Source organism: Pseudomonas sp. RIT409 (assembly GCF_003052515.2).
Classification (GTDB): Bacteria; Pseudomonadota; Gammaproteobacteria; order Pseudomonadales; family Pseudomonadaceae; genus Aquipseudomonas.
Map to the genome: position 1 here is coordinate 12,179 of NZ_QARE02000014.1, position 24,420 is coordinate 36,598.

26 protein-coding genes are annotated in these 24,420 nt (G+C 60.5%); 16 read left to right on the forward strand and 10 right to left on the reverse strand.

Annotation, left to right across the window (positions count from 1 at the left end; translation table 11 throughout):
* Positions 1-3 precede the first annotated feature (3 nt).
* The 5 genes from DBP26_RS17525 (at position 4) to DBP26_RS17545 (ending at position 4,649) form a co-directional block, all read left to right on the forward strand.
* Positions 4-813: a CheR family methyltransferase gene (locus DBP26_RS17525; RefSeq protein WP_108238890.1), complete on the forward strand. Its 810-nt coding sequence runs from the start codon at positions 4-6 to the stop codon at positions 811-813.
* Positions 810-1,313 carry a chemoreceptor glutamine deamidase CheD gene (gene cheD, locus DBP26_RS17530; protein ID WP_108238889.1) on the forward strand — a complete coding sequence of 168 codons (504 nt, stop codon included), beginning with the start codon at positions 810-812 and terminating at the stop codon, positions 1,311-1,313. Before DBP26_RS17525 ends, cheD begins: the two co-directional genes overlap by 4 nt.
* Positions 1,306-2,388, forward strand: coding sequence for a chemotaxis response regulator protein-glutamate methylesterase (locus DBP26_RS17535; RefSeq protein WP_108238888.1), 1,083 nt, complete (start codon positions 1,306-1,308; stop codon positions 2,386-2,388). Before cheD ends, DBP26_RS17535 begins: the two co-directional genes overlap by 8 nt.
* A gap of 209 nt (positions 2,389-2,597) precedes the next feature.
* Entirely contained in the window at positions 2,598-3,515 is a 918-nt protein-coding gene (locus tag DBP26_RS17540; RefSeq protein ID WP_108238887.1) for an AraC family transcriptional regulator, read from the forward strand.
* Between the two features lie 81 nt (positions 3,516-3,596).
* Positions 3,597-4,649 carry an aldo/keto reductase gene (locus tag DBP26_RS17545; RefSeq protein ID WP_108238886.1) on the forward strand — a complete coding sequence of 351 codons (1,053 nt, stop codon included), beginning with the start codon at positions 3,597-3,599 and terminating at the stop codon, positions 4,647-4,649.
* Between the two features lie 152 nt (positions 4,650-4,801).
* On the opposite strand, the gene DBP26_RS17550 is transcribed toward DBP26_RS17545, so the two are convergent.
* The gene (locus DBP26_RS17550; RefSeq protein WP_108238908.1) at positions 4,802-6,370 is read right to left on the reverse strand and encodes a sensor domain-containing diguanylate cyclase; all 1,569 of its coding nucleotides are present in this window, start codon (positions 6,368-6,370) and stop codon (positions 4,802-4,804) included.
* A 264-nt stretch (positions 6,371-6,634) separates the two neighbouring features.
* Between DBP26_RS17550 and DBP26_RS17555 the strand changes: the two genes are divergently transcribed.
* Both DBP26_RS17555 and DBP26_RS17560 read left to right on the forward strand, forming a co-directional pair.
* On the forward strand, positions 6,635-7,042 hold the full coding sequence (locus DBP26_RS17555; RefSeq protein ID WP_108238885.1) for a DUF2000 family protein: 408 nt from the start codon (positions 6,635-6,637) through the stop codon (positions 7,040-7,042).
* Between the two features lie 120 nt (positions 7,043-7,162).
* Positions 7,163-7,441 (forward strand): hypothetical protein, encoded by a 279-nt coding sequence (locus DBP26_RS17560; protein ID WP_177411078.1) that lies wholly within the window; start codon positions 7,163-7,165, stop codon positions 7,439-7,441.
* Between the two features lie 191 nt (positions 7,442-7,632).
* Here DBP26_RS17560 and DBP26_RS17565 read toward each other — a convergent pair whose 3' ends face one another.
* Positions 7,633-8,583: an AraC family transcriptional regulator gene (locus DBP26_RS17565; RefSeq protein ID WP_108238883.1), complete on the reverse strand. Its 951-nt coding sequence runs from the start codon at positions 8,581-8,583 to the stop codon at positions 7,633-7,635.
* 190 nt (positions 8,584-8,773) lie between these two features.
* On the opposite strand from DBP26_RS17565, the gene DBP26_RS17570 reads away from it, so the two are divergent.
* The 3 genes from DBP26_RS17570 to DBP26_RS17580 are packed head-to-tail and all read left to right on the forward strand — an operon-like array spanning position 8,774 to position 11,387.
* Positions 8,774-9,205: a hypothetical protein gene (locus DBP26_RS17570; protein ID WP_177411079.1), complete on the forward strand. Its 432-nt coding sequence runs from the start codon at positions 8,774-8,776 to the stop codon at positions 9,203-9,205.
* A 2-nt stretch (positions 9,206-9,207) separates the two neighbouring features.
* Complete coding sequence (locus DBP26_RS17575) at positions 9,208-10,659, forward strand: M48 family metallopeptidase (protein WP_108238882.1); 1,452 nt, start codon at positions 9,208-9,210, stop codon at positions 10,657-10,659.
* 20 nt (positions 10,660-10,679) lie between these two features.
* Positions 10,680-11,387 (forward strand): hypothetical protein, encoded by a 708-nt coding sequence (locus tag DBP26_RS17580; protein WP_108238881.1) that lies wholly within the window; start codon positions 10,680-10,682, stop codon positions 11,385-11,387.
* 86 nt (positions 11,388-11,473) lie between these two features.
* Here DBP26_RS17580 and DBP26_RS17585 read toward each other — a convergent pair whose 3' ends face one another.
* A complete protein-coding gene (locus tag DBP26_RS17585) occupies positions 11,474-12,253 on the reverse strand; it encodes a class I SAM-dependent methyltransferase (protein WP_108238906.1) in 780 nt (259 codons plus the stop codon).
* An 82-nt stretch (positions 12,254-12,335) separates the two neighbouring features.
* On the opposite strand from DBP26_RS17585, the gene DBP26_RS17590 reads away from it, so the two are divergent.
* The 3 genes from DBP26_RS17590 to DBP26_RS17600 all read left to right on the forward strand — a co-directional run bounded on the left by DBP26_RS17590 (position 12,336) and on the right by DBP26_RS17600 (position 15,299).
* Positions 12,336-12,782 carry an Rrf2 family transcriptional regulator gene (locus DBP26_RS17590; RefSeq protein WP_108238880.1) on the forward strand — a complete coding sequence of 149 codons (447 nt, stop codon included), beginning with the start codon at positions 12,336-12,338 and terminating at the stop codon, positions 12,780-12,782.
* Positions 12,783-13,117: 335 nt separating this feature from the next.
* Entirely contained in the window at positions 13,118-13,750 is a 633-nt protein-coding gene (locus DBP26_RS17595; RefSeq protein WP_108238879.1) for a hypothetical protein, read from the forward strand.
* A gap of 361 nt (positions 13,751-14,111) precedes the next feature.
* Positions 14,112-15,299, forward strand: a complete 1,188-nt coding sequence (locus tag DBP26_RS17600) for a DUF2252 family protein (protein WP_108238878.1) — start codon at positions 14,112-14,114, stop codon at positions 15,297-15,299.
* A 193-nt stretch (positions 15,300-15,492) separates the two neighbouring features.
* Here DBP26_RS17600 and DBP26_RS17605 read toward each other — a convergent pair whose 3' ends face one another.
* Positions 15,493-16,659: an MFS transporter gene (locus tag DBP26_RS17605; protein ID WP_108238877.1), complete on the reverse strand. Its 1,167-nt coding sequence runs from the start codon at positions 16,657-16,659 to the stop codon at positions 15,493-15,495.
* Between the two features lie 422 nt (positions 16,660-17,081).
* Here DBP26_RS17605 and DBP26_RS17610 point away from each other — a divergent pair, with 422 nt between their 5' ends.
* The 3 genes from DBP26_RS17610 to DBP26_RS17620 are packed head-to-tail and all read left to right on the forward strand — an operon-like array spanning position 17,082 to position 20,933.
* Positions 17,082-17,531: a (2Fe-2S)-binding protein gene (locus DBP26_RS17610; protein ID WP_108238876.1), complete on the forward strand. Its 450-nt coding sequence runs from the start codon at positions 17,082-17,084 to the stop codon at positions 17,529-17,531.
* The gene (locus tag DBP26_RS17615) at positions 17,528-19,720 is read left to right on the forward strand and encodes a molybdopterin cofactor-binding domain-containing protein (protein WP_108238875.1); all 2,193 of its coding nucleotides are present in this window, start codon (positions 17,528-17,530) and stop codon (positions 19,718-19,720) included. Before DBP26_RS17610 ends, DBP26_RS17615 begins: the two co-directional genes overlap by 4 nt.
* 10 nt (positions 19,721-19,730) lie before the next feature.
* On the forward strand, positions 19,731-20,933 hold the full coding sequence (locus DBP26_RS17620) for a cytochrome c (protein ID WP_108238874.1): 1,203 nt from the start codon (positions 19,731-19,733) through the stop codon (positions 20,931-20,933).
* 94 nt (positions 20,934-21,027) lie between these two features.
* Here the strand turns inward: DBP26_RS17620 and DBP26_RS17625 are convergent, their stop codons facing one another.
* The 6 genes from DBP26_RS17625 to DBP26_RS17650 all read right to left on the reverse strand — a co-directional run bounded on the left by DBP26_RS17625 (position 21,028) and on the right by DBP26_RS17650 (position 24,349).
* Complete coding sequence (locus DBP26_RS17625) at positions 21,028-21,468, reverse strand: TspO/MBR family protein (RefSeq protein ID WP_108238873.1); 441 nt, start codon at positions 21,466-21,468, stop codon at positions 21,028-21,030.
* Positions 21,469-21,554: 86 nt separating this feature from the next.
* The gene (locus DBP26_RS17630; RefSeq protein ID WP_108238872.1) at positions 21,555-21,881 is read right to left on the reverse strand and encodes a hypothetical protein; all 327 of its coding nucleotides are present in this window, start codon (positions 21,879-21,881) and stop codon (positions 21,555-21,557) included.
* 58 nt (positions 21,882-21,939) lie between these two features.
* Positions 21,940-22,482, reverse strand: a complete 543-nt coding sequence (gene thpR / locus DBP26_RS17635; RefSeq protein WP_108238871.1) for an RNA 2',3'-cyclic phosphodiesterase — start codon at positions 22,480-22,482, stop codon at positions 21,940-21,942.
* A gap of 107 nt (positions 22,483-22,589) precedes the next feature.
* The gene (locus tag DBP26_RS17640; protein ID WP_108238905.1) at positions 22,590-23,492 is read right to left on the reverse strand and encodes an AraC family transcriptional regulator; all 903 of its coding nucleotides are present in this window, start codon (positions 23,490-23,492) and stop codon (positions 22,590-22,592) included.
* Positions 23,493-23,617: 125 nt separating this feature from the next.
* On the reverse strand, positions 23,618-23,839 hold the full coding sequence (locus tag DBP26_RS17645; RefSeq protein WP_108238870.1) for a hypothetical protein: 222 nt from the start codon (positions 23,837-23,839) through the stop codon (positions 23,618-23,620).
* Between the two features lie 27 nt (positions 23,840-23,866).
* Positions 23,867-24,349: a cupin domain-containing protein gene (locus DBP26_RS17650; protein WP_108238869.1), complete on the reverse strand. Its 483-nt coding sequence runs from the start codon at positions 24,347-24,349 to the stop codon at positions 23,867-23,869.
* Positions 24,350-24,420: the final 71 nt, after the last annotated feature.

Sequence of the window (24,420 nt, forward strand, 5' to 3'; positions counted from 1 at the left end):
GCCATGCCACACAACGCATCGCTCGATGACCGTGAATTCAGCCAGTTCCAGGCCTGGTTGCACCGGGCTGCGGGGATCAACCTGTCGCCGGCCAAAAAAGCGCTGGTCGCCGGCCGGTTGTTCAAGCGCCTCAAACACTATGAACTGAAAAGTTATGGCGACTATTTCAAGCTGATCATGACCGATCAGCGCAAGGACGAGTTGCAGGTGGCGCTCGATCTGCTGACGACCAACGAAACTTATTTCTTCCGTGAGCCGAAGCATTTCGAGTTTCTGCGCCGGCACGTACTGCCCGGTGCGGCCCCCGGCAAAGTGTTCCGCATCTGGAGTGCGGCCAGTTCGTCGGGCGAGGAACCCTACAGCCTGGCGATGACCCTGGCCGAGGCGCTGGGCACCACGCCATGGGAAGTGATCGGCTCGGACATCAGCACCCAAGTGCTGGCCAAGGCACGCACCGGTCACTACCGCATGGAGCGAATCGGCAACCTGCCGCAGTCGCTGTTGACCCGATATTGCCTGAAGGGGATTGGCCGCCAGGAGGGCACGTTCCTGATCGAACGCAGCCTGCGTAACCGGGTGAATTTCATTCAGGTCAACCTCAACGAAGCGTTGCCCAATCTGGGCGAGTTCGACGTGATCTTCCTGCGCAACGTGATGATCTATTTCGACCCCCACACCAAAAGTCAGGTCGTCGCACGCCTGCTGCCGCTGCTTAAAGCAGGCGGCTATTTGATCATCAGCCACTCCGAAAGCCTCAACGGCGTGAACGACACGTTGAAGCTGGTGGCGCCGTCCATCTACCGCAAGCCATGAGAAAGCCTGTCGGCGCGGCCGAAGTGATCCTGGCACCTGGCGACGTGAGCTTCGCCACCCAGCCAACTCGCCTGCGTACCTTGCTAGGCTCATGTGTGGCCATTACCTTTTGGCACCCGCAGCGGCACATCGGTGGCATGTGTCACTTCATGCTCCCGGCGCGTGCGCGCCATGCTCAACCCCTCGATGGCCGGTATGCCGACGAAGCGCTTGAAGTCTTGTTGCGTCATGCCCGCGCCAACGGTACGCGGGCTGAGGATTATCAGGTCAAGCTGTTCGGCGGCGGCGAAATGTTTCCCGGCCAGCCGCCCACGCTCCCCATGCAGGATGTCGCCCGTCAGAATGTGCGGGCGGCGCTGGCCCTTGCCGAGCACCATCATTTGAAGCTCATCGCCCAGGACCTGGGCAGTACGGGCTACCGCACCATCATGTTCGACCTGTGGAACGGCAACGTCTGGGTGCGGCACAAACCAATGGGAATACTTCGAGACAATGCCTAACAGAAAAATCAGCGTGCTCTTGGTCGATGACTCGGCCGTGGTCCGTCAGGTGATGCTGGCGATTCTCAATGACACGCCGGATATCCATGTGATGGGGGCCGCCTCCGACCCGATTTTCGCCATGGACAAACTGGCGCGGGAATGGCCGGATGTGATCGTGCTGGACGTGGAAATGCCGCGCATGGACGGCATCACCTTCCTGAAGAAAATCATGAGCGAGCGGCCCACCCCGGTGCTGATCTGCTCGTCGCTCACGCAGAAGGGGGCGGAAACCTCCCTGCAAGCGCTTGCGGCCGGAGCGGTGGAAGTGATCGCCAAACCGGAAACAGGGTTGAAGCATGTCCTCCTCGAGTCGGCGAGCGAGTTGGTCGCGGCGATTCGCGCCGCAGCGCTTTCCAACGTCAAGAACCTGGGCAGGCGCAGTGTCCGTGCCGCGTCACCGGTGGTGCCGGCCGGGAAGCTCACGGCCGATGCGATCCTGCCGGCCGCCAATGGCCAGGCCATGGCGCAGACCACCGAACGTCTCGTCGCCATCGGCACCTCGACCGGCGGCACTCAGGCACTGGAGGCCGTGCTGACCGCATTGCCGCGGGTCTGCCCCGGGATCGTCATCGTGCAGCACATGCCCGAGAAATTCACCGCCTCGTTTGCCGACCGTCTCAACAGCATCTGCCAGTTGGAAGTCCGCGAAGCGCGGAACAACGACCGCATCCATCCGGGGCTGGCCCTGATCGCGCCAGGCGGCAAGCACCTTATGGTCACCCGCAGCGGCGCCTTCTATCACGCGCAGGTGATCGACGGTCCGCTGGTCAATCGTCACCGGCCTTCGGTGGACGTGCTGTTTCGCTCGGTGGCCAAATCGGCCGGCAAGAATGCCACCGGCATCATCATGACGGGCATGGGCGACGACGGCGCGCGAGGGCTGAAAGAAATGCTCGACGCCGGTGCCTCCACCGTGGCGCAGGACGAAGCCAGCTGTGTGGTGTTCGGTATGCCCAAGGAAGCCATCAAACTCAACGCCGCGCAGCGCATTCTGCCGCTGGACGCGATTCATCAGGCAATCCTGCACAAATGACGTGATGCCCACTGCGCCTTTGCACGGGCCAGTGGAGCAGGTCACCGCGAAGCGCGGCCCCATCACGTGCACGACACGATGCCCTATCGATGAGCCAGTAGCACGGTTGTCCGGGATGATTGCACGATCCTCCACCGAGGCGAACCAATGCCTGTCCTATGTGCCGAAAGCGTGAGACAACGCTGGACGTCATCACAGGAGGGCACGGTATGTCGCCGCAGGCACGCTTGGCGAACCTCATCTCACGTCAGACCATCGGGGACGGCACATTCGACACGCCCGTGTCAGCGGTGAAGTTGATTCGCTGGTCGACGCCCAGCGAGCCGATGCCCGTCATCTACGAGCCGACCGTCTGCTTCGTCGCGCAAGGCCGCAAACAGGCGAGCGTGGGCACCACCGCCTTGACCTACGACTGTACCCGCTACCTGATCGCCTCGATCGCTCAACCGGTGATGGGTTCGGTCGTCGAGGCCAGTGCAGAAAAGCCTTATCTGTGCTTGCAGATCAATCTCGACAAAAAAGAGATCGCGGAACTGGCCGCGCTCCATCCCTCGTCTTTGAACCCTGATTCGCCCCCGGCGGGGCTGGCGATCTACGACGCGCTGCCAGCATTGACCGATGCCGCCATCCGCTTGTTGGCATTGTTCGATGCGCCACAGGATGTCCCGGCGCTGGCGCCGCTTATCTTGCGGGAAATCTACTACCGGCTGTTGACCGGACCCAGCGGCAGCCTGCTGCGGCACATGGTCCACAGCCAGAGTCAGTTCCAGCAGATCAGTCGGGCCATTTCCTGGATACGACGCCATTTCCACACGGCTTGCCGAATCGAGGACGCCGCTGAAGTGGCGGCCATGAGCCGGTCGAACTTTCACCTGCATTTCCGTGCGGTGACCTCGCTCAGTCCCCTCGCGTTTCGTCTGCAGTTGCGCATGCAAGAGGCGCGAAGGTTGATGCTGGCCGAAGGTCTCGACGCCGCCAGTGCCGGGGCCCGGGTCGGCTACAACAGTCCCTCGCAATTCAACCGCGACTATTGCCGGATGTTCGGCGCACCCCCGGGACGGGACGTGGCCCGGCTGCGGGAGTCGGGCAATCACTACTGCATGGCCGTTTCCGAGCCGAACACCTGAGTCGCGTCTGGCGCGCCCCGGCCTTCAGACACGCCACGTTTTTTCGAATGAAGACAAGCATCGTCCTGGGAGGAAAATCAGATGAAATACAAGACATTGGGCAATACCGGCCTGCTGGTTTCACAACTGTGCCTGGGCACGATGACGTTCAGCGACGGGACCGGTGTATACGAACACATTGGCAATGTGGACCAGGCTGGTGCCGATGCGTTGGTCAAAGCCAGCGTCGAGGCGGGGATCAATTTTTTCGACACGGCGGACGTCTACTCGGCTGGGGCAAGCGAGCGCACCCTTGGCCAGTCCTTCAAGAATCTGGGCATCGCCCGCCACGAAGTGGTGCTGGCGACCAAGGTCTATAGCCGCATGGGGCCAGGCCGCAACGACGTGGGCGCGTCGCGTGGGCACATCATGGATGCGGTCGACGCTAGCCTGAAACGGCTCGGCACGGACTACATCGACCTGTACCAGATCCACGCCACCGATACGCTGACGCCCCTCGACGAAACCCTTCGCGCATTGGACGACTTGGTACGGCAGGGCAAGGTGCGCTACCTGGGCGTGTCGAACTGGCAGGCATGGCGGATCGCGACAGCCTTGGGCGTTTCCGCGCGGCTGAATCTGGAACGCTTCAACACCCTCCAAGCCTACTATTCCGTGGTGGGGCGGGATCTCGAAAGAGAGCTCAAACCGTTGCTCGACGCCGAGAAAATGGGACTGATGGTCTGGAGCCCGCTTGCCGGAGGTCTGCTTTCCGGGAAGTTCAGCCGCGACCAGCAAACGCCGGAAGGCTCCCGCCGCTCGACCTTCGATTTTCCCATCGTCGACAAGGCACGCGCCTGGGACGTCATCGATGTGCTCAAACCGCTGGCCGAAGCGCGTGGTTGCAGCCCAGCGCGCATCGCCTTGGCGTGGCTGCTGTCCAAGCCGGTCGTGACGTCCATCGTGGTGGGCGCCAAGCGCCTCGACCAGTTGGAGGACAACCTCGCAGCCATCGACATTGAGCTGAGCCAGGATGAGATCGCCAAGCTCGACGCCGTCAGTGAACTGCCGCCTGAATACCCCGGCTGGATGCTCGACACCCAGATGGCCGACCGGCTGGGGCCCGTGGACCTTTGGGCAGGCAAAACCTCATGACGTGGAACGCAAGCCGCACGCGGATGGCATCTGACGATGCCCCGCTGTGCGCTTGGAAGGCCCGGCACGACAGGTCGGGATCGGCGTCAAGGACAGCAGGCGCGGCCCAGGCACCTGCGAGTCTTGCAACAGGTTCGACGGGCAGCGCTGCTTCAATCGGGCTCACTGGCAAGTTTCGCCTTGGCGGGGAGGGGCGTTTCGGCGTTTCCCTTGTGAAGAGTTTCGTCCGAACACCAGCGATTCCTGCCGGAGTGCTTGGCCATGTACAGAAAAGCGTCGGCTGACTTGATCATGCCTGCGGCATTGGTGGGCTCCTTCGCGGGCGTCACCGCCGCGACGCCAGCGCTCGCTGTCACAATGCCGAGCGGGTGGTCGGCATGATCGATGTTCAAGGCGCGAACGCGCTGGATCATGTCCTCCGCCACTTGGCCCGCTCCTGTGGCATCCGTTCCCGGCAGCAGCACGGTGAACTCTTCGCCCCCGTAGCGAACCGCAAGATCGGCCGGCCGTTTGAGCGTGCCTCGGATGGCCTGCGCGACCTGCTGCAGGCACGTATCTCCGGCAGGATGGCCGTACCGATCATTGAAGCGTTTGAAATAGTCGACATCCAGCATGATCAGCGCCAAAGGCTCTCCCTGGCGCCTGGCCCGCTCGATCTCCTGCTCCAGGACCATGTCCAGTTTTCGACGGTTACCCAATCCTGTCAGGCTATCCGTCAGCGCCATGTCCTGAAGCGTCTGGTGGGCCACCCTGATTTCCCGTTCCAGTCGGAATCTGGCTCGCAGTTGCGCCAGCACGATCGCGCCAAAACTCGCGAGAAAGCCCATCAGCACCAGCAGCACCATCGCGGTCTTGAACAGGTCATGGCGCCATGGACCGATGAACGATTCGCGGGACAGCCCGGCCTCCACGACCAGGGGATAGGAGGTCAGCGCGCGGTACGCGTACAGCCTTCGCGTGTTGTCGATGACGGCCCTGACTTCCGCGACCCCCTCGCTGGATTGGGGCAGATAACGTGTAAAAATCTCGCTCCGGGCCAGGCTTTGCTCCGTTGCAGGGGAGATGAAAGGCCGACGCACGAGCACTTCACCGCTGCGTAACGCCAATACCAGGGCGCCCTTGTCGTCAATCTTGAAATCACCGTAGAAATCCAGGAAATAGCTCACCTTGAGGGTGCCCAGCAGAACGCCCCCGAATGAACCGTCGGGTTTATCGAGGCGGCGAGACACGGGAATGACCAGCTCACGGGAGGATCGGCTTCTGACCACTTCGCCGATCCGTATGTCCCTCCCGGGATGAGTGCGGTGGTAGTTGAAATACGCGCGGTCGGAATTGTTCGCCGTTTCGGGCGTGATGTACTGGTTAGTGACGATCCAGTCCCCATTGGGCGCATAAATGAACAGGCCCTGCAATTGGGGCATGATCCTGGTTTGTTGATCGAGCAATGCCCGTATGCGGGGGATGTCGATGTTTTGCAGCCCATCGCCCTCCACCCGTTCGCGCAGTTCAGCCGTCAGCACATCCACCTGCCGAATAGCATCCTCGGCATGTTGTGCTGTCGCGCGGGCGAGGTTTTTCGCAGAGTCCTCAGCGGTGACATACGCATGGCGATAGTCGCGCCATGACCGCCAACCCTCCACCGTCAGAAAACTCGCGACCATCAGGAGCATGAAGGTCAACGTCATGCGGAATACGGCCGATGCGCGGCGTCCGCTCGGCATCAAGCCTTCCTCTGCGGCGGTTCCTGCGGCGAAGTGCTTTTCCTTGCGTCCTGGCATCGAAACCTCCCTGGGCAATTCAATCATAGCGTCAGGATGAGTGCGCGTTACCGGGTAGACACCAAGTGGGGTGTATTACTCAACGCAAACTCGCGTTGCGCGCTCTGCGGTGCCGCCCCCCAATCCCCGAAGCGTGCTTGCACGAACGTTACAGACTGACGGAGGCAGCCCACTCCATCATCGCCAGCCAGCCTTGAGGAGTTGCCCATGTTTGATACCAAAATCGCTTTCATTGTCCGCAACGACCTTGCCCACTGGCAAAGGATGAATGTCGTGGCCTTTCTCGCAACCGGCATCGCCTCCGCAGCGCCCGAGATCCTGGGCGAACCGTATGTGGATGCGCGCGGACACGAATACGGGAGCATGTCGATCCAACCCATGCTTGTTTTCGAAGCCGGGCTGGACGGCCTGCAAAAGGCTCATCGCATAGGCCTGGAGCAAGCGCTGACGATGCTGCCGTACGTGTTCGCGATGTTTTCCACCGGCCATGACGAAGCCAACCGAGCGGTATTTCTGGAGGAAGATCCCGATAACCTTCAACTGGTGGGCTTGGCGCTCAGAGGCCCCAGGAAAGCGGTCGACAAAGCGATCAAAGGGTTGCCGTTGCACCCTTGAGCGAAGGCCTGCGCTGGCTTCATGTGTTTCCGATTGGCTGTGAAGCCGAACGGCACGATTCGCTTACGCCAAGCGTCGCATGGCGCTCGCCAAATGCGCCCGGGCGCTTTCAGGGGCGCCATGGCGCATTTGCTCGTAAGCGCGTTGCGCCATGTCGTGGGGTATTGGCTTGGCCAGCGAGCACCTGGCCATGGAAGTCGCAGAGCAGAAGGGTCTCGACACGAATGTGCGCAGCGGCCATGGCGGGTTGCGTTCGCGCTGTGCACCGACCTCCCCGAATTGCCGCCGACCGAGCTGGCGCTGATCAGCCGCGAAGGCGCGTTGACCGGCTTGCAGCGAGCGCTGGTCGAGTTTTTGCGACAAGCACTGGGTGAATCACCTGAGCCAACGCGCAATTGATGTCCGTGTGCATTCTCGGCAATACGAACCGGGGTGTCTTCCTGCCCAGCTTTACTTGAAGCTCGCGGATGGGCTTGGGTGTACGGGGCAGGTGATCCAAGACGGTGTGGTTCAACGCTTACACGCGAAAGAGGTGATTCCGAGGGTGTTTCGGTTAATCGAGACCTTGGCGTCTACCTGCAATGCGCCGCTCACTCCAGCCTCGGCGGATAACCGAACCGTGCTTTGTAGGCATGGGTGAAATTGGCCGGATCTGCGTAGCCGACACGGTACGCGACCTGCGCCACTTGCCATTTGCGTTCGCGCAACAACTGGCGAGCCACTTCCAGGCGACGGTCGCGCAGGTAGTGCAGCATCGACCTGCCAAACGCCTGCTTGAAGGCGCGGCGCAGTGTGGTTTCCCCTACACCCAGCATGCGTGCCAACTCTTGGCTGGCCGGTGGATGGGCAAGGTTGTCTTCGAGCCGTTGCCGGGCTTCGTGTGCCAGCTCGCGCTGGGCCCGGGTCTGGCCTTGGAGGCGGCTTTGCGGGCCGCCCAGGTGCACGGCCAGTTCCACCAGTACCGCCAGGGTCAGGCTTTCCTGATGCAGTCTGCCCAGTGCGCCGTGGTAGGGCGTCTGGTACAAACGCTCGAACAGCGAGCGTAGCGCCATGCAGCGGGGCAGTGGCGTGAAACGTACCCCGTCCTGTTGCAGACGCAGCAGGGGCAACAGTGTGGTGTCACCTTCCTCGGCCTGTTCATGAATGAACGAGCCAGCAATGCGCAGCCCCGCCAGCCGTGCGTGGCTGCCGGCCGGCAGGATGTCGACCGCTTCCATCGGCTCGCTCAGGCCCAGGCTGACCGTGGCTTGCGGCGTATAGTGATTGGGCGTGCGGCGATCGATACTGTGGCTCCATCCCCCTTCGAGTACCTGCACGATGCACAGGCTGTCGGGCAGCACCTTGTGGATGCGCAGAGGCTCGGTAAAGCGTAGGTCGCAGTCGAAATACTGCATCGACGGGCGCACGGTTCGCGCTTGATAGTGGCCGCTGGCACTGCCGATGATCTCCCGCGCGGACGCGTCGAGGATGTTCGACCGGCTCAGGGGTTGTGGGCCATCGAAGAACACTTCGGTGTCGTGGTAAGGGGTCCAGCTCTGCATGGCATTCAATACTGGCTAACGGCTATTTGACGTCAATCCGACAACGGGGCCGCAGTATAGTGCGGGTGATGCTTTTTTAATCAATACCTGTGACCGGTGGCCATTCACTTGTGTGACGCGGTCAGCCATCTTGCCGATGCGGCGACTCTGGCTTATCAGGTGTCCTCACTCTGTTACCGAGGACACTGGCATGTTCCTGAGCACCTGCGTACGCGTACTCACCCTTGGCGCGCTGCTGCTGACTTCCGCTATCACCCTGGCCGATGACGCCCGCCCGGAAGTGGCCGACAAGGTCATGGCTTATCAGGGCGAGCAAGGCGTGAAGGTATGGACGCTGCGCATCGGTGCCCGCGGTGCCAACGAGGCATTGGTGCAGGTGGAAGGGGTGGACCATGACTGGAACCAGCGCATCCAGAAAATGAACGTGGAAAAGACCGCCAAGGGCACGCGCTACAGCACCGAGGCCAACGGCCAGAAGTTCGTGGCGCTGATCCTTCAGGACGGCTATGGCGAGCTGTATCTGCCCGGTGAAAGTCAGGAATTGAACGTGGGCTACAGTGAAGGGCTGTCGTCACAGGGCGACGCCCAGGCGTTCCTCACCGATTACCTGAACCAGAAGTGATCATGTCCACCCCATCACGCAGGCTGCGGCTGCTGGCGTTTCTGTTTCTGGTCCCGCTGGGGCTGATGCTCTATGCACTGCTGCAAGACGGTCGTGTGCATTGGGCATTGAGCGACGAGCAGCAAATGCGCGACTGGATCGTGGCCGCCGTGAAAGACCCCGCACATCTGTTGCCCATTCACCACCGCTTGACCGGAGGCCATGTAGGGGCCGAGTCCATCGTGCCGTACATGCAAAAGGAGATTGCCCGTATCGTGCAGGACCACGGCTGGCTGACGCTGCGTGGGGGCCTCGCGCACCTGGCTGAGCTCTGTGCGCTGGCAGCCGCCCTGACTGGTGTGGCGCTGTTGACCAAGCTCAAGTACGACGCCCTGCGCTCAATGCGTTCACAGGACTACATGCTGCAGCACTTGACGAAGGCCTGGCGGGGGGTCACCCAACTGATCTTCCTTGATGTGGCGTTGTTGATAGCGGGTATCAGCCTGTGTCTGCTCTACGAAATGGCCTGGGCCTACAGTCACTGGGACCGGGGTGGGGCTATGGCGCTGCTGTTCACTCTGCCGCTGTGGGGGGTATTGACCGGTGGCGTGCTGGCGCTGCGCAGCATCCTTAAGCGGCTCACACCGCTGGAGGCACCTGCAATTGGGCTGTTGGGGCGTGAGTTGCCACGCGAGCACGCACCGGGTCTGTGGCGCTGGGTAGATGGCATTGCCCGCAAAGCCAATGTGCCTTCCCCGGACCATATCGTGGTGGGCGTCGATCGCTCCTGGTTCGTGACCAGCAGCCAGGTGTTTTTGCAGTCGGCGCAGGCGCCGTTGCTTGGGCACACACTGTACATCCCGCTCACTTACGCCTCGGCCATGAGCCAGGACGAAGCGGCTGCGGTGGTGGGGCACGAACTGGGGCACTTCGCGTCCGGCGACACGAAGAAGGGCTCGCAGCTGTCGTCACTGTTCCACAGCGTGCGGTCACGCATCCACACCCTGCTCGAAGACAATGACAGCGACACCCTGCTGGTCGGGCCGGGCATCTGGGTATCGCTGTACTTTCTTGAGCAATTCGATCATGCCTTCCATCACTGGAGCCGACGGCAGGAGCTGGCCGCCGACGAAGTGGGGGCAAGCGTGGCCGGCGCCCGTATGTTCGCCATTGCCTTGCTGCGAGTATGTGCGTTGTCCGAGCTGATCGACCTGCTGCTGGCCAGCCCGCAGACCGGCAACATTGTGCAAGCGCTCAACAGTCACTTGGGGCAGCACGCGTTGCCGCTCAGCCCCCACACCCTCGAACACCGTGTCGAGCACCCCTTCGACACTCATCCACCCACCTTGCAGCGCGTACACCACCTCAAGGTGGCACTGGACGACGACTTACTGCGTCAGGCGTCCCGTCCGGCCAGCGAGGCCGACAGCCAGTGGTTCAATCAATTGCTCACCGAAACGACACACGCCGCGTGAGCGGTACGGAGACTCTACCCATGAATCAACCCTACCAACCTGGCAGCGCTACCGATCTTGCTGCGTCGCTGACCGACGAATACAACCAGGCCATACGCACCGAAGCCGAGGACGCCGCTGACACCTTGCAAAGCTTCATCGAGTCGGTGCCCGACAGGACCGAGTTCACCTCTTCGCCCAGCGTGAAATACGTCCTGCCCATTGCCGCGCTGGTGATGGCACTCCTGGCCTGGGTGGTGCTGCGTGACATGGGCGGGGAGCACCGTCCGGGTGACAAGGGAAGCGTGACTGGCTTGATTTTCTGCCTGGTCGGGGTTGCCGTATTGGTTGCTGCCAGCTGGGCCAACCGCCACTCAGGCAAGTTTGTGTTCATGACCCTTGATCACCGTCAGCTACGTGTGCACAACCTGAAGCGGCCGATCGATCTGCTCCAGGTGGGGCATGTGAGCTACAAAAACGGCGGCTGGGTGGAATCTTTGATGCTCGAACTCGGCCCTGACTCCGGCGAGAACGCGCACCAACGCAAGGTCAGCTTCCAGTTTTCCAAAGCCCTGTTGACGCGCACGGGTGGTACGCCCAAGGTACGTATCATGTCCGTGGGCTACCGGGTCAACGGAAAAACGCTGAGCGATGACCAACTCATGGGCGTGATAGAGAGTTACTTGAATGTGGCCCGCGCCGAGCAGGAGCTGGCGGTGCTGCGTCAGCGTCAGGCGGGTTTCGTCTGAAGCCCGCATGGATGGCCGCAGGGCTAGCGGCCGCAGCGATGAGCGCTTCGCGATACGCCACTGAGCACTTGCCGTTGGATCGTTAGTTACCGCTGCGCAACCGCGATCAATGCGGTAGATGGAATGGGCAAGACAGGATTATCGCCAGCCATTTCCCTGACGTACGCAATTACTGTTGCCTTTTCCATATCGGTCAGGCTCGTCCAGTCGGGTGACATTCCAAACAGCGTGTCAGGGTTATCGAGCGACTTCACATCCAGCTGATAGTCATGTGTCACGCGCTCGATGACAGGATCCCGAAACCCGGCGGCGATTAATTCGCGGGCGAAATCCAGTGTGTTGCCCAACGCTTTTACCGCCTCGGGCATCACCATGCCCTCGCGATCCGGGAAAAGCTTTCGCCTGACATTTCCCAATAAAAGAAACGTCGCCGCACCCATTTCTTGCCACGTTGCGACAATGCCATATCCCCCAATGGCGGTGACGCGGTGCATTTCGGCCAGGCCCTTGCGCCAGTCAGGAAACATGATCACACCGAAGATCGAGAACGTCGCGTCGAAGCTTGCATCTGGCAGACCGAGCGATTGGCCGTCCATGACCCGGGCCTCGACATTGGGCAGTCCTGCGTTCTTCACACATGCCACCATGGCGGGGGAAAAGTCCGTTGCCAGTACCTGTGCGCCGGTTCGTGCGGCTGCCAATGCCAGGGCTCCGGTGCCAGTGGCAACATCCAACACTTTGCTTTCCGGAGTTAGCGAGATCCGTGCCAGTGCCGCTTCTGCGAACTGTGCAGTGAAGGGATGCGCCGTTTGCTGGTAGTGCTTTGCAGCGACGTCCCAATGATCGGGATTCTCAAATTCACGCATCGCGGGGTCCTCGAAGTTCATGTAACTTTATAAGTATCATGAGTCTAAGCTTTTTGCCAAGTTGGAAACACAGGAGCACACAATGCGCAACGACAGCCGTCTTTCGCGAATGCTACACATCCTGGTGCACATGGTGCGCCACGACGGGCCCGTCACGTCGGACCGGATTGCCGAGATGCTTGGAACGAACCCGGTGGTGGTTCGCAGAACGATGTCTGGTTTGCGGGACGCGGGTTACGTTCATTCGGAGAAAGGGCATGGTGGAGGCTGGGTGATCACCTGTGACCTTGAGCAAGTCACGCTACTGGACGTCTATAAAGCGGTGGGGCAACCTTCGCTGTTTGCCATCGGCAACGAGCGTTCCAACCCCGACTGCATGATCGAGCAGGTGGTCAATCTTGCGGTCGACGACGCATTGCGGGAAGCGGAGTCGATGCTGGTGGAGCGGTTTCGCGCCATCAGCCTGGGTGAACTTAATCGCTTGTTTGATGCACGTCGTGCTGCTGGCGATGACGAGTCCATTTCATAGGGAGGTAAGGCTGCCGGGTAGTCGCCAGGCTGAATTGAGGGGGGTAGTCGTTCCCCTCCTGCTGATATCGCGACGGCTTGTCTCAATCAGTATGTGCCGGGCAAGTCAGCCAATTGGGTCATTCATCTAAGTGGCCGGTCTCGACCCGAAGCGGTCGCCGACGCTAACAGACGTTGACGCTGCATTTGTATACACACCAGCATACCAAGCAGCACTCTTGCGCTAATACGCCGGTGCACGGATGTGAATCGGGACATTCATTGAGTCTGCCCTTCGCTGACCGTTGTCGGGAGGCAAATGCGAGGGTAGCCTCGTAGAATTTTCCAGGATCTTTCATGCGTACCTTACGAATGCTCCCCCTTGTTTTTTGCATCGCTTTATCCGGATGCGCAGTTCCCTACCAGTCGCCTGAAGCAAAGCATCAGATCAGCCAGGAGCTAGGTGTCAACGCTGGCGATATCATCAACATCTCCGAAACCAACTTCTGTGCGCTTAGCTACGGCAGTGAAGCTGTGTGTCACGCAGAGGCAGGCCTAGGCGTGCTGACAAGTAAGGCACTTATCCTAACTGTGTACAGCTTTGGTCACTACCGACCCGCTCTCACACTGAAACCTGAGGATGTGCTTTGTGGTTCAACGGTCACGTCACGTGAAAAGGGTGAGCCAGTGAACATGTACACGACAGAGTATGCCGCTGTGCTGCTTCCACTCGATGGAAACGGACATTGGAATGGTCCAATGCACGCGCAGATAATCGACGTAATGCTTGGTGCCCGCAAACCCCTGTTGATTGGGGTTGCGGGTAAATCATCCAAGAAAAGCGACAAGTCCAAGCTCGTCGCGGGCATTATCCCCGGGACCACACTGCCGTACGCCGCCTCCATTGAGTTTCAAGAGCAGATAAATCCTTGCCCTGCGGCGATTGCTGAGAATACGTCTGCGACAATGGCACCATCGTCGTCTAGGTGAGCGCGATCAAGTGTCTGTCGCCATTGATAATGGGACGAGTGAACATGTAGGCGCGATGTGAAAACTAATGGGGCGAGGGTTAAGGGTAAAGTGAATTGATTGATGTATTAATCGCAACTTTTCTACGAGGCGACAAGTAAGGAGCGGCCAGTCGCTCACTGATCATTGAAGTCGGATATGACCCTGATTCTGGGCGACCGACCGCGATTGATCATTTCGTGAGCGCTCACCGGGAGCGGGGCGACCCTCGCTGGAAGGGCCGGGGAGGGCGATGGTCAAAATCATCCGCGAAACGCAGAAACATTTCGCAACATTCATGCACCACTGAAGTCGTAGGGGTATGTCCCACTGATGACCTCTTATGAAAAAACCACCCCGGCCTTCCGCCCGCTTGAAACTTCTCAATGAGCTTCGAAACCTCAAAATGGCCAGATCGGCGCACGCTTACGTCAGAGGCAGCACAGTGCAGTTCTACGACTGGCTTCACAGCCAATCGGGGCGACGTTTGCCCAGTGGTCCGCCGGTTTGGATCTGCGGAGATTGTCATGCAGGGAATCTCGGCCCCACGGGTGATCTGAAGGGCGCCATCGACATCCACATCCGCGATCTGGATCAGACGGTTGTCGGCAATCCGGCTCATGATCTGGTGAGGCTGGGTTTGTCGTTGGCCACGGCTGCCAGAGGCTCGGATTTGCCCGGCGTGACCACGGCGCGAATGCTCGAAGAAATGATGCGGGGGTACGAGGTGGCCTTCGAGGAAAGCGTCGATGAGGAGCCACCACGGCCGGCGCAGGTCAAGGCTGGCATGCGCACTGCTGTGCGGCGTACCTGGAAACACCTAGCCCAGGAACGGATTGAAAACACCAAGCCGACCTTTCCGCTGGGCAAGCACTTCTGGCCACTGTCCCGAGACGAGCGTTCGGCACTTCGTGAGCTCTGCAAGGCCCAGGATATCCATGCGTTGGTGACGTCGCTCAAGGGGCGTTCTCACCACGATAAGATCGAGATGTTGGACTCGGCCTATTGGGTGAAAGGCTGCAGCTCACTAGGGTTGCTGAGGTATGCGGTGCTGATGGGGATTGGCGAAGGGGACGATCTCGAATACTGCTTGTTGGACATCAAGCAGGCAGTTGCCGCCGCGGCGCCTCGTGCGCCACGCACCTCGATGCCGCGTGATAATGCCAAACGCGTGGTCGAAGGCGCTCGGCATCTGTCGCCAGGGCTGGGCAATCGCATGGTCGCTACCCGCATGGGCGAGAACGGCTTTTTCGTGCGCGAATTGCTCCCCCAGGACATGAAGCTCGAGCTGGATCAGATCAGCGAGACAGAGGCGATCCAGGCCGCTGGGTACCTCTCCAGGGTTGTCGGTCACGCCCATGCAAGGCAGATGGATCTTGCGACTCGCGCGTCCTGGATGAGAGAGCTGCAGTTGAATCGCTCACAGACCCTGGACGCACCCTCCTGGCTATGGACCAACGTCGTTCAGCTGGTGGGGAGTCATGAACAAGGGTACTTGGAGCACTGCCGACGTTATGCGCTTGGAGGGTAGTGGGATGTTCGTGAGTTCGATTCCGACGCTGGCGGTCGGATTGTTCTCGGCTCAGTGCGCAAAAGCCGGGGCGATGCCCGTAGCCACCCCTCGCAGATCGTTAAGGGCAGCGTGCTGGGGCGACTAGCCTCTTTGCATCATTCAGGAAACGTCCCGGCAGACGTCTATCAAACATCGACTACAGCCGTGTTGATCAGGGGGAAAGCGGTTTGAGACGTGCGGAGATAAGCAAGCAGGCGCAGGCCAGCATCAGTAGGAGCGTGCTTGTGATCATCAAACCTGCGAGTCCCCCAACCGGGTAGACCCAGCCAGCCAACGCTGCGCCGGCGCCGATACCGCAGAATACGAACGCGGCTGTCAGGGCCAGCGCGACCCCGCGGTAGTCGGCCAGGTGCTCAATGACTCTGCGCTGTTGTGAGGGCCAGACGACGTCTGTGGCGATGGCCCACATCACCAGCATGGCAAATAACCAGCCAAGCCGGTGAGGGCCTGCGCCAAGCATCAGCATCAGCAGCGCCAGTACGAGCATGCTGGTGATCAGCAGACGGTCGGCGGTGTAACGCAGCGAGAGGCGAGTGACGAGGAGATTGCCGATCACGCCAGCCACACCCAACACCAACAGCGCTACGGAAACGTCGTGCGCGCTGCCATTGTAGACATCGTGCACAACAGGGCCGATGAACGAATACGTGGTGTAGACCGCTGCAGTGGCGAAAAACGCCACGCCGAAAACGCTCAACGAGTGACGCTGAGTCAACATGAGGATGAGTGTTCGAAAGGCAACCCGTTGACCCGGACTGCGATTCGGAACCTGCCAGGCCACCAACAGCGCGGTGATCAGTGCAGCTGCACTGATCGCGAGGAAGAGGCTGCGAACCCCTACCTGATAAGCCACCCAACTCGACAATGGGATGCCGACCAGCCCCGCCACACTCAACCCGAGCAGGACGATCGCGATGGCGCTGGCCTGCCGTTCGCTGGTCACCAGGCTCGAGCCTAACGCCGCGAGCACCGGCCCGATGAAGGCAGCCCCTAAGCCCATGATCATTCGGGAGAGGATGAGGACCGTGTAATTGGGTGCTGCCGCGAACAACAAGGCGCCGAGGCCGAAGCCAAGGAGGCCGAGCAACACCTGACGTTGCCTGGGTATATGACCTGACAGCACTTGGAGCAGGGGGGCAGCCACCGCAAACGTGACGCCGAAAGCCGTCATCAGATAGGCCGTTTCAGCGTGGCCAAGATGCCATTCCTGCCCGATGGGTTCCAGGCTTCCGATGACAGAAAGCGCACCGGTTGCCTGGACAAAGTACGCAACACTCAGGATACGCAGCGCACCATTCGATTGCCGATCATGACTCATCGCGATTCCTGAGTGGGTTCATCTGGCCGATGCCGAAAGTGAGGCAGTGGGCCAGTGTCATACGCATCGCTCGTTGAAAAACCCGCAGTCAATGCTCACCCGGTAATACCCCTGTGCGTGGACTGCACACTTCAGCGTTCAAGTGGAATGTGGTCGATACCGCTGCCCGGATCAACTCATACGGTGGGATAGGTGGTCGTCCGCTGGCCTGAAACAAACGCGTGCTGACCAGGCAAGTCGAGGCGACATACGCCGATTACCAACACCTCGCAACTATACCGCGGTATCAATTGCGCCCCGTCGCCGGGCGAATAGAATCCCGGTATCCCGCAGGTCCGGCTTCGGAAACCTGGTGGGCATACCCAACCACGCACGTACCCATGAGAAAAACATCAGTGCGCTAGACGATAGGGGAAACCGTGATGCAGTCCTTGAATATCAATGGCCAGAGCCATCAACTGGATGTGCCGGACCAGATGCCCTTACTCTGGGTCTTGCGTGATGTCTTGGGTTTGACTGGCACCAAATATGGCTGTGGCATTGCGCAATGCGGTGCCTGCACCGTTCACATGGACGGAATGGCTGTTCGGTCATGCGTGCTGCCGGTGAGCGCAGCCGCAGGCCATGCGATCACTACGATCGAGGGCGTCGGTGAAACGCCCGTGGGCCGCTCAGTGCAGGCGGCATGGCTGGCCCATGAGGTGGTGCAGTGTGGCTACTGTCAGTCCGGCCAGATCATGGCGGCCAGTGCGTTGCTGCAGCACACCCCCCGACCCGATGATCAGGCCATCGATTCCGCCATGTCGGGCAACCTTTGTCGTTGTGCGACCTACACGCGCATACGCGCCGCCATCAAAGCGGTGACCCTATGAGTCACTCTGACACTCCACTGCCAACGGCAGGTCTGTCCCGTCGGCAGCTATTGCAAGGCAGCGGTCTCGCGCTGGGTGGGCTGGTGTTGGCCACCTGGCTACCGTCAATGCAGGCCCAGGGCGCAGCGAAAGCCATCACCGCGCCGCGATTGGGTGACATCAACCAAGGGTTTGGCGCCTTCGTGCGCGTCGGGGCCGACGGCCGCGTGACGGTCATCTCACCGAAGATCGAGATGGGGCAGGGCATCCACACCGGCATTGCGATGATGGTCGCCGAGGAACTGGAAGTGGGCCTGGACGTGGTTGATCTGGAGGAGGCCCCGCCAGACGCCAAGCTTTACACCGATCCGCTGCTTACCTTCCAGGCCACAGGCGGCTCGACATCGACGCGCTATACCTGGGAACCCTTGCGCCGCGCAGGTGCGACGGCGCGCGTGCTTCTGATTCAAGCAGCGGCGCAACGGTGGGGCGTTGCGCCCTCCCAATGCCACGCGGAACAGGGCCGGATCATCGGTCCGGACGGGCGCTCGGCCGGTTATGGGAAGCTTGTCGAGGAAGCGGCCAAGCTGCCGGTGCCCACTGACGTTGCCCTCAAGCCCGTCGAGGCCTTCAAGCTGCTGGGTAAGCCTACGCCTCGGATCGACACGCCGGACAAAGTCAACGGTAAAACCCGCTTCACGATTGATCTGCAAATTCCGGGTGCACTGATTGCCTCGACCTTAACGTGCCCGGTGCTCGGCGGCACACTGCGGTCCTTGGACGACAGCGCAGCACGCAAGGTCTGGGGTGTACGCGACATCGTGCGCCTGGATGACGCGGTGGCCGTGACCGCCGAGAACTTCTGGGCCTGCCAGCAGGCACTGAACGCATTGAAAGTCGAATGGGATTATGGCGAGAACGCGGGTGTCACTTCAGACCAACTGGATGCCGCTCTGCAAGCCGCCAGCAGTGCGCAGGGGGTCATCGCCAAGAAAGAGGGCGACGTCGGCACTGCACTGGGTCATGCGGTCAGCCGGTTCGAGGCGGTTTACGAACAACCCTTTCTTTCTCACTCTCCTCTGGAGCCGATGAGCTGTGCCGCTCACGTCACGGCTGACCACTGCGACCTCTGGGTCGGCACACAAGTCCCGGGGCTGGCCCAGATGACGGCAGCGGCTGTAACGGGCCTGAAACCCGAGCAGATCCAGATACATAATCAGCTGATAGGGGGTGCGTTCGGCCGCAGGCTGGATTTTGATTTCATCACACAAGCCGTGAAGATCGCCAAACAGGTGCCTTATCCGATCAAGATGATCTGGAGTCGCGAACAGGACATGACGCATGACATGTACCGGCCGCATTACGTGGACCGGATCGAAGCGGCGCTGGATGCGAATAAATCCCCCGTGGCCTGGCAACACCGGATCGCAGGGGCGTCGGTTGTGGCCCGCTACATGGGAGGATTGCCGCCTGACGGCATCGACTTCGATGCGGTCGACGTCTCGGTCGAGCCCCTCTACGACCTTTCCGGCCTGCAAGTGCATTACGTGCGTGAGGAACCCAAGGCGATCCCGGTGTCTTGGTGGCGTGGCGTCGGTCAACTGCGGGGAACCTATGTCCACGAATGCTTTATCGATGAACTGGCACGCAACGCCAAGGCTGATCCGCTGCAGTACCGGCACGCATTAATGAGCAAACACCCCAGGGCGCAGAATGTGCTTCGGGTGCTGGCTGAACAATCGGACTGGAGCACACCGCTGCCTGCCGGCACAGGCCGTGGAGTCGCCGTCAGCCATGTCTTCGGTGGCTACGTGGGGACCTTGGTGGAACTGCACCTGCAGGGTGAAAAGGGTATTCGCATCAAGCGTCTCGTGAGCGTGGTGGACTGCGGGTTCGTCCACAACCCGACCTCGGTGATCGCTCAGATTGAAGGCGGAACATTGTTTGGGTTGTCGGCGGCCCTGTTCAACGAAATTCTCATCGACAAAGGCCAGGTCCAGCAGACCAACTTCCACCAGTACCGGGTGCTGCGCATGAGCGACGCGCCACCGGTTGAAGTCCACCTCATTCCCAGCGTAGAGGCGCCCGGGGGAGTGGGAGAGGCAGGGACAGCATTGATTGCGCCCGCCCTCGTCAACGCCCTCCACGATGCCAGCGGAATCCGGATCCGTCGGTTACCGCTGGCACGCTTCGGTTACTACACGGTTTGAGGAGAGGCTGATGATCACGCTAAGCAGACAGCTGGGACTGGCACTGCTGGTAGGCGCGAGCCTTCCTGCTCTCGCTGACGACGCTCAACTACAGCGCGGGGAATACCTCGCGCGTGCGGCCGATTGCGTTGCCTGCCACACGGTCCAAGGCGGAAAGCCTTTCGCCGGTGGCCTGGAATTCAAGCTTCCCTTCGGCTCGTTGTATGCCCCCAACATTACCCCTGATACGCAAACGGGTATCGGCACTTGGACCGACGACGACTTCGTAGGCGCGTTGCAGAGGGGGGTGGGTAAGGACGGCAAGCACTACTACCCGGCGTTTCCGTATACGGCCTACACGAAAATGTCCCGCGACGAGATACTCGCCATCAAGGCCTATCTCTTCAGTCAGCCTGCGGTGAAGCAACCCAACAAGCCGGACACGCTGACATTCCCCTTCAACCAGCGATGGGGCATGGCGATCTGGAACGTGCTCTTTCATGACGACGAGCGCTTTACTGCGGACCCGAAACGGTCCCCTGAATGGAACCGAGGTGCCTTTCTGGTGGAAGGCCCGGGTCACTGCGGCGAATGCCATACACCGCGCAACCTGATGCAAGCACTGGACAGCGGTCACAGCCTGGCGGGTAACGTCATCGAAGGCTGGAACGCTTACAACATCAGCTCCGACGTCAAGCACGGCATCGGCGCCTGGGACGAACAGGCCTTGGTGAACTTCATGCGCACAGGCTCGGCCCCAGGTTTCGGGGTCGCGAGCGGGCCGATGGCAGAAGTGGTTGAAAACAGCCTGCAATACCTGAGCACAGAGGACCTCAACGCCATCGCCGTCTATTTGAAATCGTCACCCGCCCGCGATGAGGGTGTGACCAGGCCTGACCCCGCAGTGCGGGTTGAGCCCAGCGTCCAACCCTCCCTGGGCCAGAAAGTGTTCGCCGATGCCTGCGCGGCCTGTCATCGGCCGGACGGGCACGGTAATCAGACGCCTGTGGCCACGCTCTTGGGGCTGAAAACGGTGAACGACCCTGGGGCTCACAACCTCATAGGCGTGATCCTGCAGGGGCATCCTGCGACCCGGGTCGAGCAACGAATGCCCGCGTTCGCCAAGGCCTACAACGACGAGGAACTGGCTGCGGTGAGCACCTATATCCTCCAACGTTTCGGCACCACAAACAGCACCGTCGCTGCTGATGCGATCACCAAGCGGCGCGAGTGAAGCCACGCAAAGATAGGGAGCGCGTCGCATCGCAGGCGTCCTGACCCGAGTGGGCACTTCGCCGGCAAGGTTAGAGCAATGCAGCGACTCATCATTATCGGTTGAGCCGCAGGATCGAAAAATTCAGTGCCGCGGCGACTGAAAGCCAGCCCAGATAAGGGAACAAGATCAGGCCGGTGATGACGTCCAGCTGCAACGCGAGCAGCGTCATGGCCGCGACCACCAGCCAAAGGGCCGTAAGGATGACCATGCCTGCGACGATACGGTTCGCCCCAAAGAAGACCGGCGTCCACAAGGTGTTCAACGCGATCTGGGCGGCCCACAGCGCCAGCGCCACCTCGCTGCCTGGCAGCAGGGTGAGCCGATACCCCGCCCAAGCGATGAGGAGGTAAATCGTTGTCCACGCGATGGGAAAAACCCAATTCGGTGGGGTGAAGCCTGGTTTTTGAAGGGCTGCATACCAGCTTCCCGGTTTGAAGAGGATGCCGGTGCTGGCCGCAGCGCAGCACGCGATGAGAAAGATATAGAACGTCATTTACTGTCCTCTGCGGGCGTGGGTAGGGTAGGGCCGTCAGGCCTTCTGAGCGTTGGATGCCCGCGCGACAGAAAAGTCCGTTCTGACTACTCCGAGCGTTCGACAGTCAACGATTGATACCAATCGGCGTAGTGCGTGTTTTTAGCCATACGCCGATTCAGGTCTGGCGCTCCGTCATCCCACCAGACAGGGCCGCGTTCTCCGAGTTTCACTTTGGCAGCCTGAACGCGGTTGCGCGCAGCGCGCATCTCGCTCGGGTCACCGGACGCTTTGGCCGCTTTGACTGCGCGTCTGGCGTCCATCAGTTCATCCACCAGAGGCTGTCGCTCACGCTCGTCGAGCGCAGGATTCGAACAACGCCACAGCCGTCCTTTGACGACCACATACCGGCCATCAGGGGTGGTAGGGTTCATGATTGCTTTCCGCTGGTTTTGCGCACACTGCCACGCTCAGCTCTCTCGACAATTGTCTTCACGCCTCTCCACCAGTTGAAACAAGGGGCCATTCTGCAATGAGCCGGTATTCCCCTTTGCTGGATTGATACAGCCCGAAGCGGTCGGCGCGAAGCATGAATGCCGGCTCATCGGGTGCCTCGGGAACGGGGAGGCGATAGTCCCTCGCCAGGGTCAGGTGAGGTCGGAATTCTTTCTGCTCTTGGTCGTTGCCGAATGGCAGCATGGATTGTTCCAACGCATACGCCAGCCGCATGACCTCTTGCGGAGGGTTTTCGGGCGTCAGCACCAAAGCGCCCGATTTGCGCCAAACCTCAAGGCGATCCAGAAGTACAGTGAGCTTTCTTTCCGGCACCTTGACGTTGGACGCCGCTGTACAGAGGTCCGCGATCTTGGCCTTATCGACACTTCCCAAAAATAGCAGCGTCAGGTGAAAGTTGGCCGTGGGCACTGGTCGGCCAACGCGCAATGAAAGCGAGGTGCGCCACCTGGAAATCTCCTTCTTCAACGGCGTGGAGCAACCGATAGCGAAAAAGAGCCGTGATTGGGGTTCGGTACTCAACGCATCACCTCTTTATTCCTGGATCTGTTGGCCTGTGTGTTCAGGCTCTGTTTCGATGGGCCGAAAACGACCTCTCGTGCGAGACGTCCTCGCAGCAGCGGCTCGCTTCACATTCCATCGCCTGCCATTGCCTTGGCCTGGCCTATCAGTCTGCTCGCATCCTTGGAGGGAGGAAGGCCAAAGGCTTTCGCATAGTCCCGGCTGAACTGAGTTGCGCTTTCGTAGCCGACCTCGAACGCCGCCGCCATGACGCTCTTTGCATTTGCCGTCATCAGCGTTCTGGCCTGAAGCAGACGCACCCGCTTCTGGTACTGCAACGGGCTGAGGTTGGTGACGGCCTTGAAGTGGCGATGGAACGCCGAGACGCTCATCGACGCCCGCTCGGCCAGGCGTTCGACGCCGATGGGTTGGGCGAAGTCGCGGCGGATCCACTGCACTGCCAGGCTGACCCGGGCCATTGCGCTGTCAGGTGCTGCGATCTCGCGCAGCATCCAGCCAAGTGGCCCCTGAAGGACACGGAAAATGATCTCTCGCTCGTAGACCGGTGCCAGCGCCGCGATGCCAGCCGGGTCTCCCATGAGCCTGAGCATTCGGACCCAGGCGTCCATCAGATCGTCGGTCATCGAGGCAACTGAAAATCCGGGTGGGGTTTCGTCTCGGCGCGCAGGTTTGGGCAGGTCGGCGAACAGCGTCGATAGCACGATCGGATCGAGCGTCAAACTGACGGCAAGGTAAGGCTCTCCGGATTCGGCAGGGTGCACCGAGCCTAGGGCGGGCAAGTCGATGGACATCACGAAGTAGGTCGCGGGGTCGTACCGTAACGTGCGATCGCCCACCGTCATGCTTTTGCTGCCTTGCAGGATCACATTGATCATCGGGTCGTAGACCGCCGAGAGCAGGTGCTCGGGGATGCTGCCCTTGACCATGGCTACGCGAGGAATGCCGGTTTCGGTCCGCCGATTTTCAGCCTTGGCGGCGAGCAATCTGAGTTCGTTCAGTTGAGCGTTCATGTCGAGCATGCTGACGGCAGAGGATCCGCTCGGCAAGCAAAAAGCAGAAACGGGCAGCTTTCGAGCAGAAACGGATGCGCTTTTGCCAACGTCCTGCACCCGGATGGTTACCGTCCAAGTTTGGCTCAGGCTGACACCACCAGGGCCTGGCGCTTCTTCAGGTAGGATTGGAAGCGTTGCGCATAATCGTTGCCCACGGCCGCGCGCCGTTCGCCGGGCGTTGGATCGACAAGATCAGCTCCATAAGGGCCCTGGTGCTCGCCTTGGCCACGCGCGCAGCCGGATTGCGGCTGACGATCACGTCCTATCTGGTTCTGACGTTCATCCGACTGGCGTTCATTATCCATGGGTGTGTCGAAAAATCATCGGCGCGCTCATTGATAGGGAGTGCCATCCTTGTGCACGAACAGCCAGTTGCCCTCCGGCCCGGTCACTGCTTTCAGGTCATCATGAGGGTACTCGACGCTGTCACCCGCGCTGCGATCACCCACTTCAAGGACCACGCAGTCGGTGTTGGAGCGGTTTTCCAGGTGATGAGCCAAGCCTGCGCTGGGAAACCCGACTATCATTCCGGGCCCAAGCGCGTGCGTCTTATCGCCTCGGTGCAGCGTGGGAGTGCCTTCGAGAACATAGATGAACTCATCCTGTCGAGTGTGACGGTGGTGCAGGGCGGATATCCCGCCGGGTGCGAGGCGAATAAGGTTGACGCCGAAATTCCTGAGCCCGAAGACATCGCCCAGCGGCTGCTTCGATCGGCTCTTCATCATAGAAGCGAAGGGTTCAGGGTAATTGCTCGGCCTGTTCCTGAAAGGCGCATCTGACGCCAGGATCGGCAACGGCTCATCTTCTGTTGACATCCTGCTTCCCCTATGGAGTGAGTTGTTTCATCGGCCGTGCGAAAAAACCATTGTGCGCCCTGCCGAGGGTA

Excerpts from the sequence above, each read along its gene's own strand:
- DBP26_RS17545 (WP_108238886.1), top strand. The coding sequence starts at position 3,597 with ATGAAATACAAGACATTGGGCAATACCGGCCTGCTGGTTTCACAACTG.
- DBP26_RS17540 (WP_108238887.1), top strand. The coding sequence starts at position 2,598 with ATGTCGCCGCAGGCACGCTTGGCGAACCTCATCTCACGTCAGACCATC.
- DBP26_RS17570 (WP_177411079.1), top strand. The coding sequence starts at position 8,774 with ATGTTCCTGAGCACCTGCGTACGCGTACTCACCCTTGGCGCGCTGCTG.
- DBP26_RS17645 (WP_108238870.1), bottom strand. The coding sequence starts at position 23,839 with ATGGATAATGAACGCCAGTCGGATGAACGTCAGAACCAGATAGGACGT.
- DBP26_RS17600 (WP_108238878.1), top strand. The coding sequence starts at position 14,112 with ATGAAAAAACCACCCCGGCCTTCCGCCCGCTTGAAACTTCTCAATGAG.
- cheD (WP_108238889.1), top strand. The coding sequence starts at position 810 with ATGAGAAAGCCTGTCGGCGCGGCCGAAGTGATCCTGGCACCTGGCGAC.
- DBP26_RS17615 (WP_108238875.1), top strand. The coding sequence starts at position 17,528 with ATGAGTCACTCTGACACTCCACTGCCAACGGCAGGTCTGTCCCGTCGG.
- DBP26_RS17580 (WP_108238881.1), top strand. The coding sequence starts at position 10,680 with ATGAATCAACCCTACCAACCTGGCAGCGCTACCGATCTTGCTGCGTCG.
- DBP26_RS17585 (WP_108238906.1), bottom strand. The coding sequence starts at position 12,253 with ATGCGTGAATTTGAGAATCCCGATCATTGGGACGTCGCTGCAAAGCAC.
- DBP26_RS17575 (WP_108238882.1), top strand. The coding sequence starts at position 9,208 with ATGTCCACCCCATCACGCAGGCTGCGGCTGCTGGCGTTTCTGTTTCTG.
- DBP26_RS17610 (WP_108238876.1), top strand. The coding sequence starts at position 17,082 with ATGCAGTCCTTGAATATCAATGGCCAGAGCCATCAACTGGATGTGCCG.
- DBP26_RS17555 (WP_108238885.1), top strand. The coding sequence starts at position 6,635 with ATGTTTGATACCAAAATCGCTTTCATTGTCCGCAACGACCTTGCCCAC.
- DBP26_RS17605 (WP_108238877.1), bottom strand. The coding sequence starts at position 16,659 with ATGAGTCATGATCGGCAATCGAATGGTGCGCTGCGTATCCTGAGTGTT.
- DBP26_RS17590 (WP_108238880.1), top strand. The coding sequence starts at position 12,336 with ATGCGCAACGACAGCCGTCTTTCGCGAATGCTACACATCCTGGTGCAC.
- DBP26_RS17550 (WP_108238908.1), bottom strand. The coding sequence starts at position 6,370 with ATGCCGAGCGGACGCCGCGCATCGGCCGTATTCCGCATGACGTTGACC.
- DBP26_RS17565 (WP_108238883.1), bottom strand. The coding sequence starts at position 8,583 with ATGCAGAGCTGGACCCCTTACCACGACACCGAAGTGTTCTTCGATGGC.
- DBP26_RS17595 (WP_108238879.1), top strand. The coding sequence starts at position 13,118 with ATGCGTACCTTACGAATGCTCCCCCTTGTTTTTTGCATCGCTTTATCC.
- DBP26_RS17535 (WP_108238888.1), top strand. The coding sequence starts at position 1,306 with ATGCCTAACAGAAAAATCAGCGTGCTCTTGGTCGATGACTCGGCCGTG.
- DBP26_RS17525 (WP_108238890.1), top strand. The coding sequence starts at position 4 with ATGCCACACAACGCATCGCTCGATGACCGTGAATTCAGCCAGTTCCAG.
- DBP26_RS17625 (WP_108238873.1), bottom strand. The coding sequence starts at position 21,468 with ATGACGTTCTATATCTTTCTCATCGCGTGCTGCGCTGCGGCCAGCACC.
- DBP26_RS17640 (WP_108238905.1), bottom strand. The coding sequence starts at position 23,492 with ATGAACGCTCAACTGAACGAACTCAGATTGCTCGCCGCCAAGGCTGAA.
- DBP26_RS17620 (WP_108238874.1), top strand. The coding sequence starts at position 19,731 with ATGATCACGCTAAGCAGACAGCTGGGACTGGCACTGCTGGTAGGCGCG.
- DBP26_RS17630 (WP_108238872.1), bottom strand. The coding sequence starts at position 21,881 with ATGAACCCTACCACCCCTGATGGCCGGTATGTGGTCGTCAAAGGACGG.
- DBP26_RS17650 (WP_108238869.1), bottom strand. The coding sequence starts at position 24,349 with ATGTCAACAGAAGATGAGCCGTTGCCGATCCTGGCGTCAGATGCGCCT.
- DBP26_RS17560 (WP_177411078.1), top strand. The coding sequence starts at position 7,163 with ATGGCGCATTTGCTCGTAAGCGCGTTGCGCCATGTCGTGGGGTATTGG.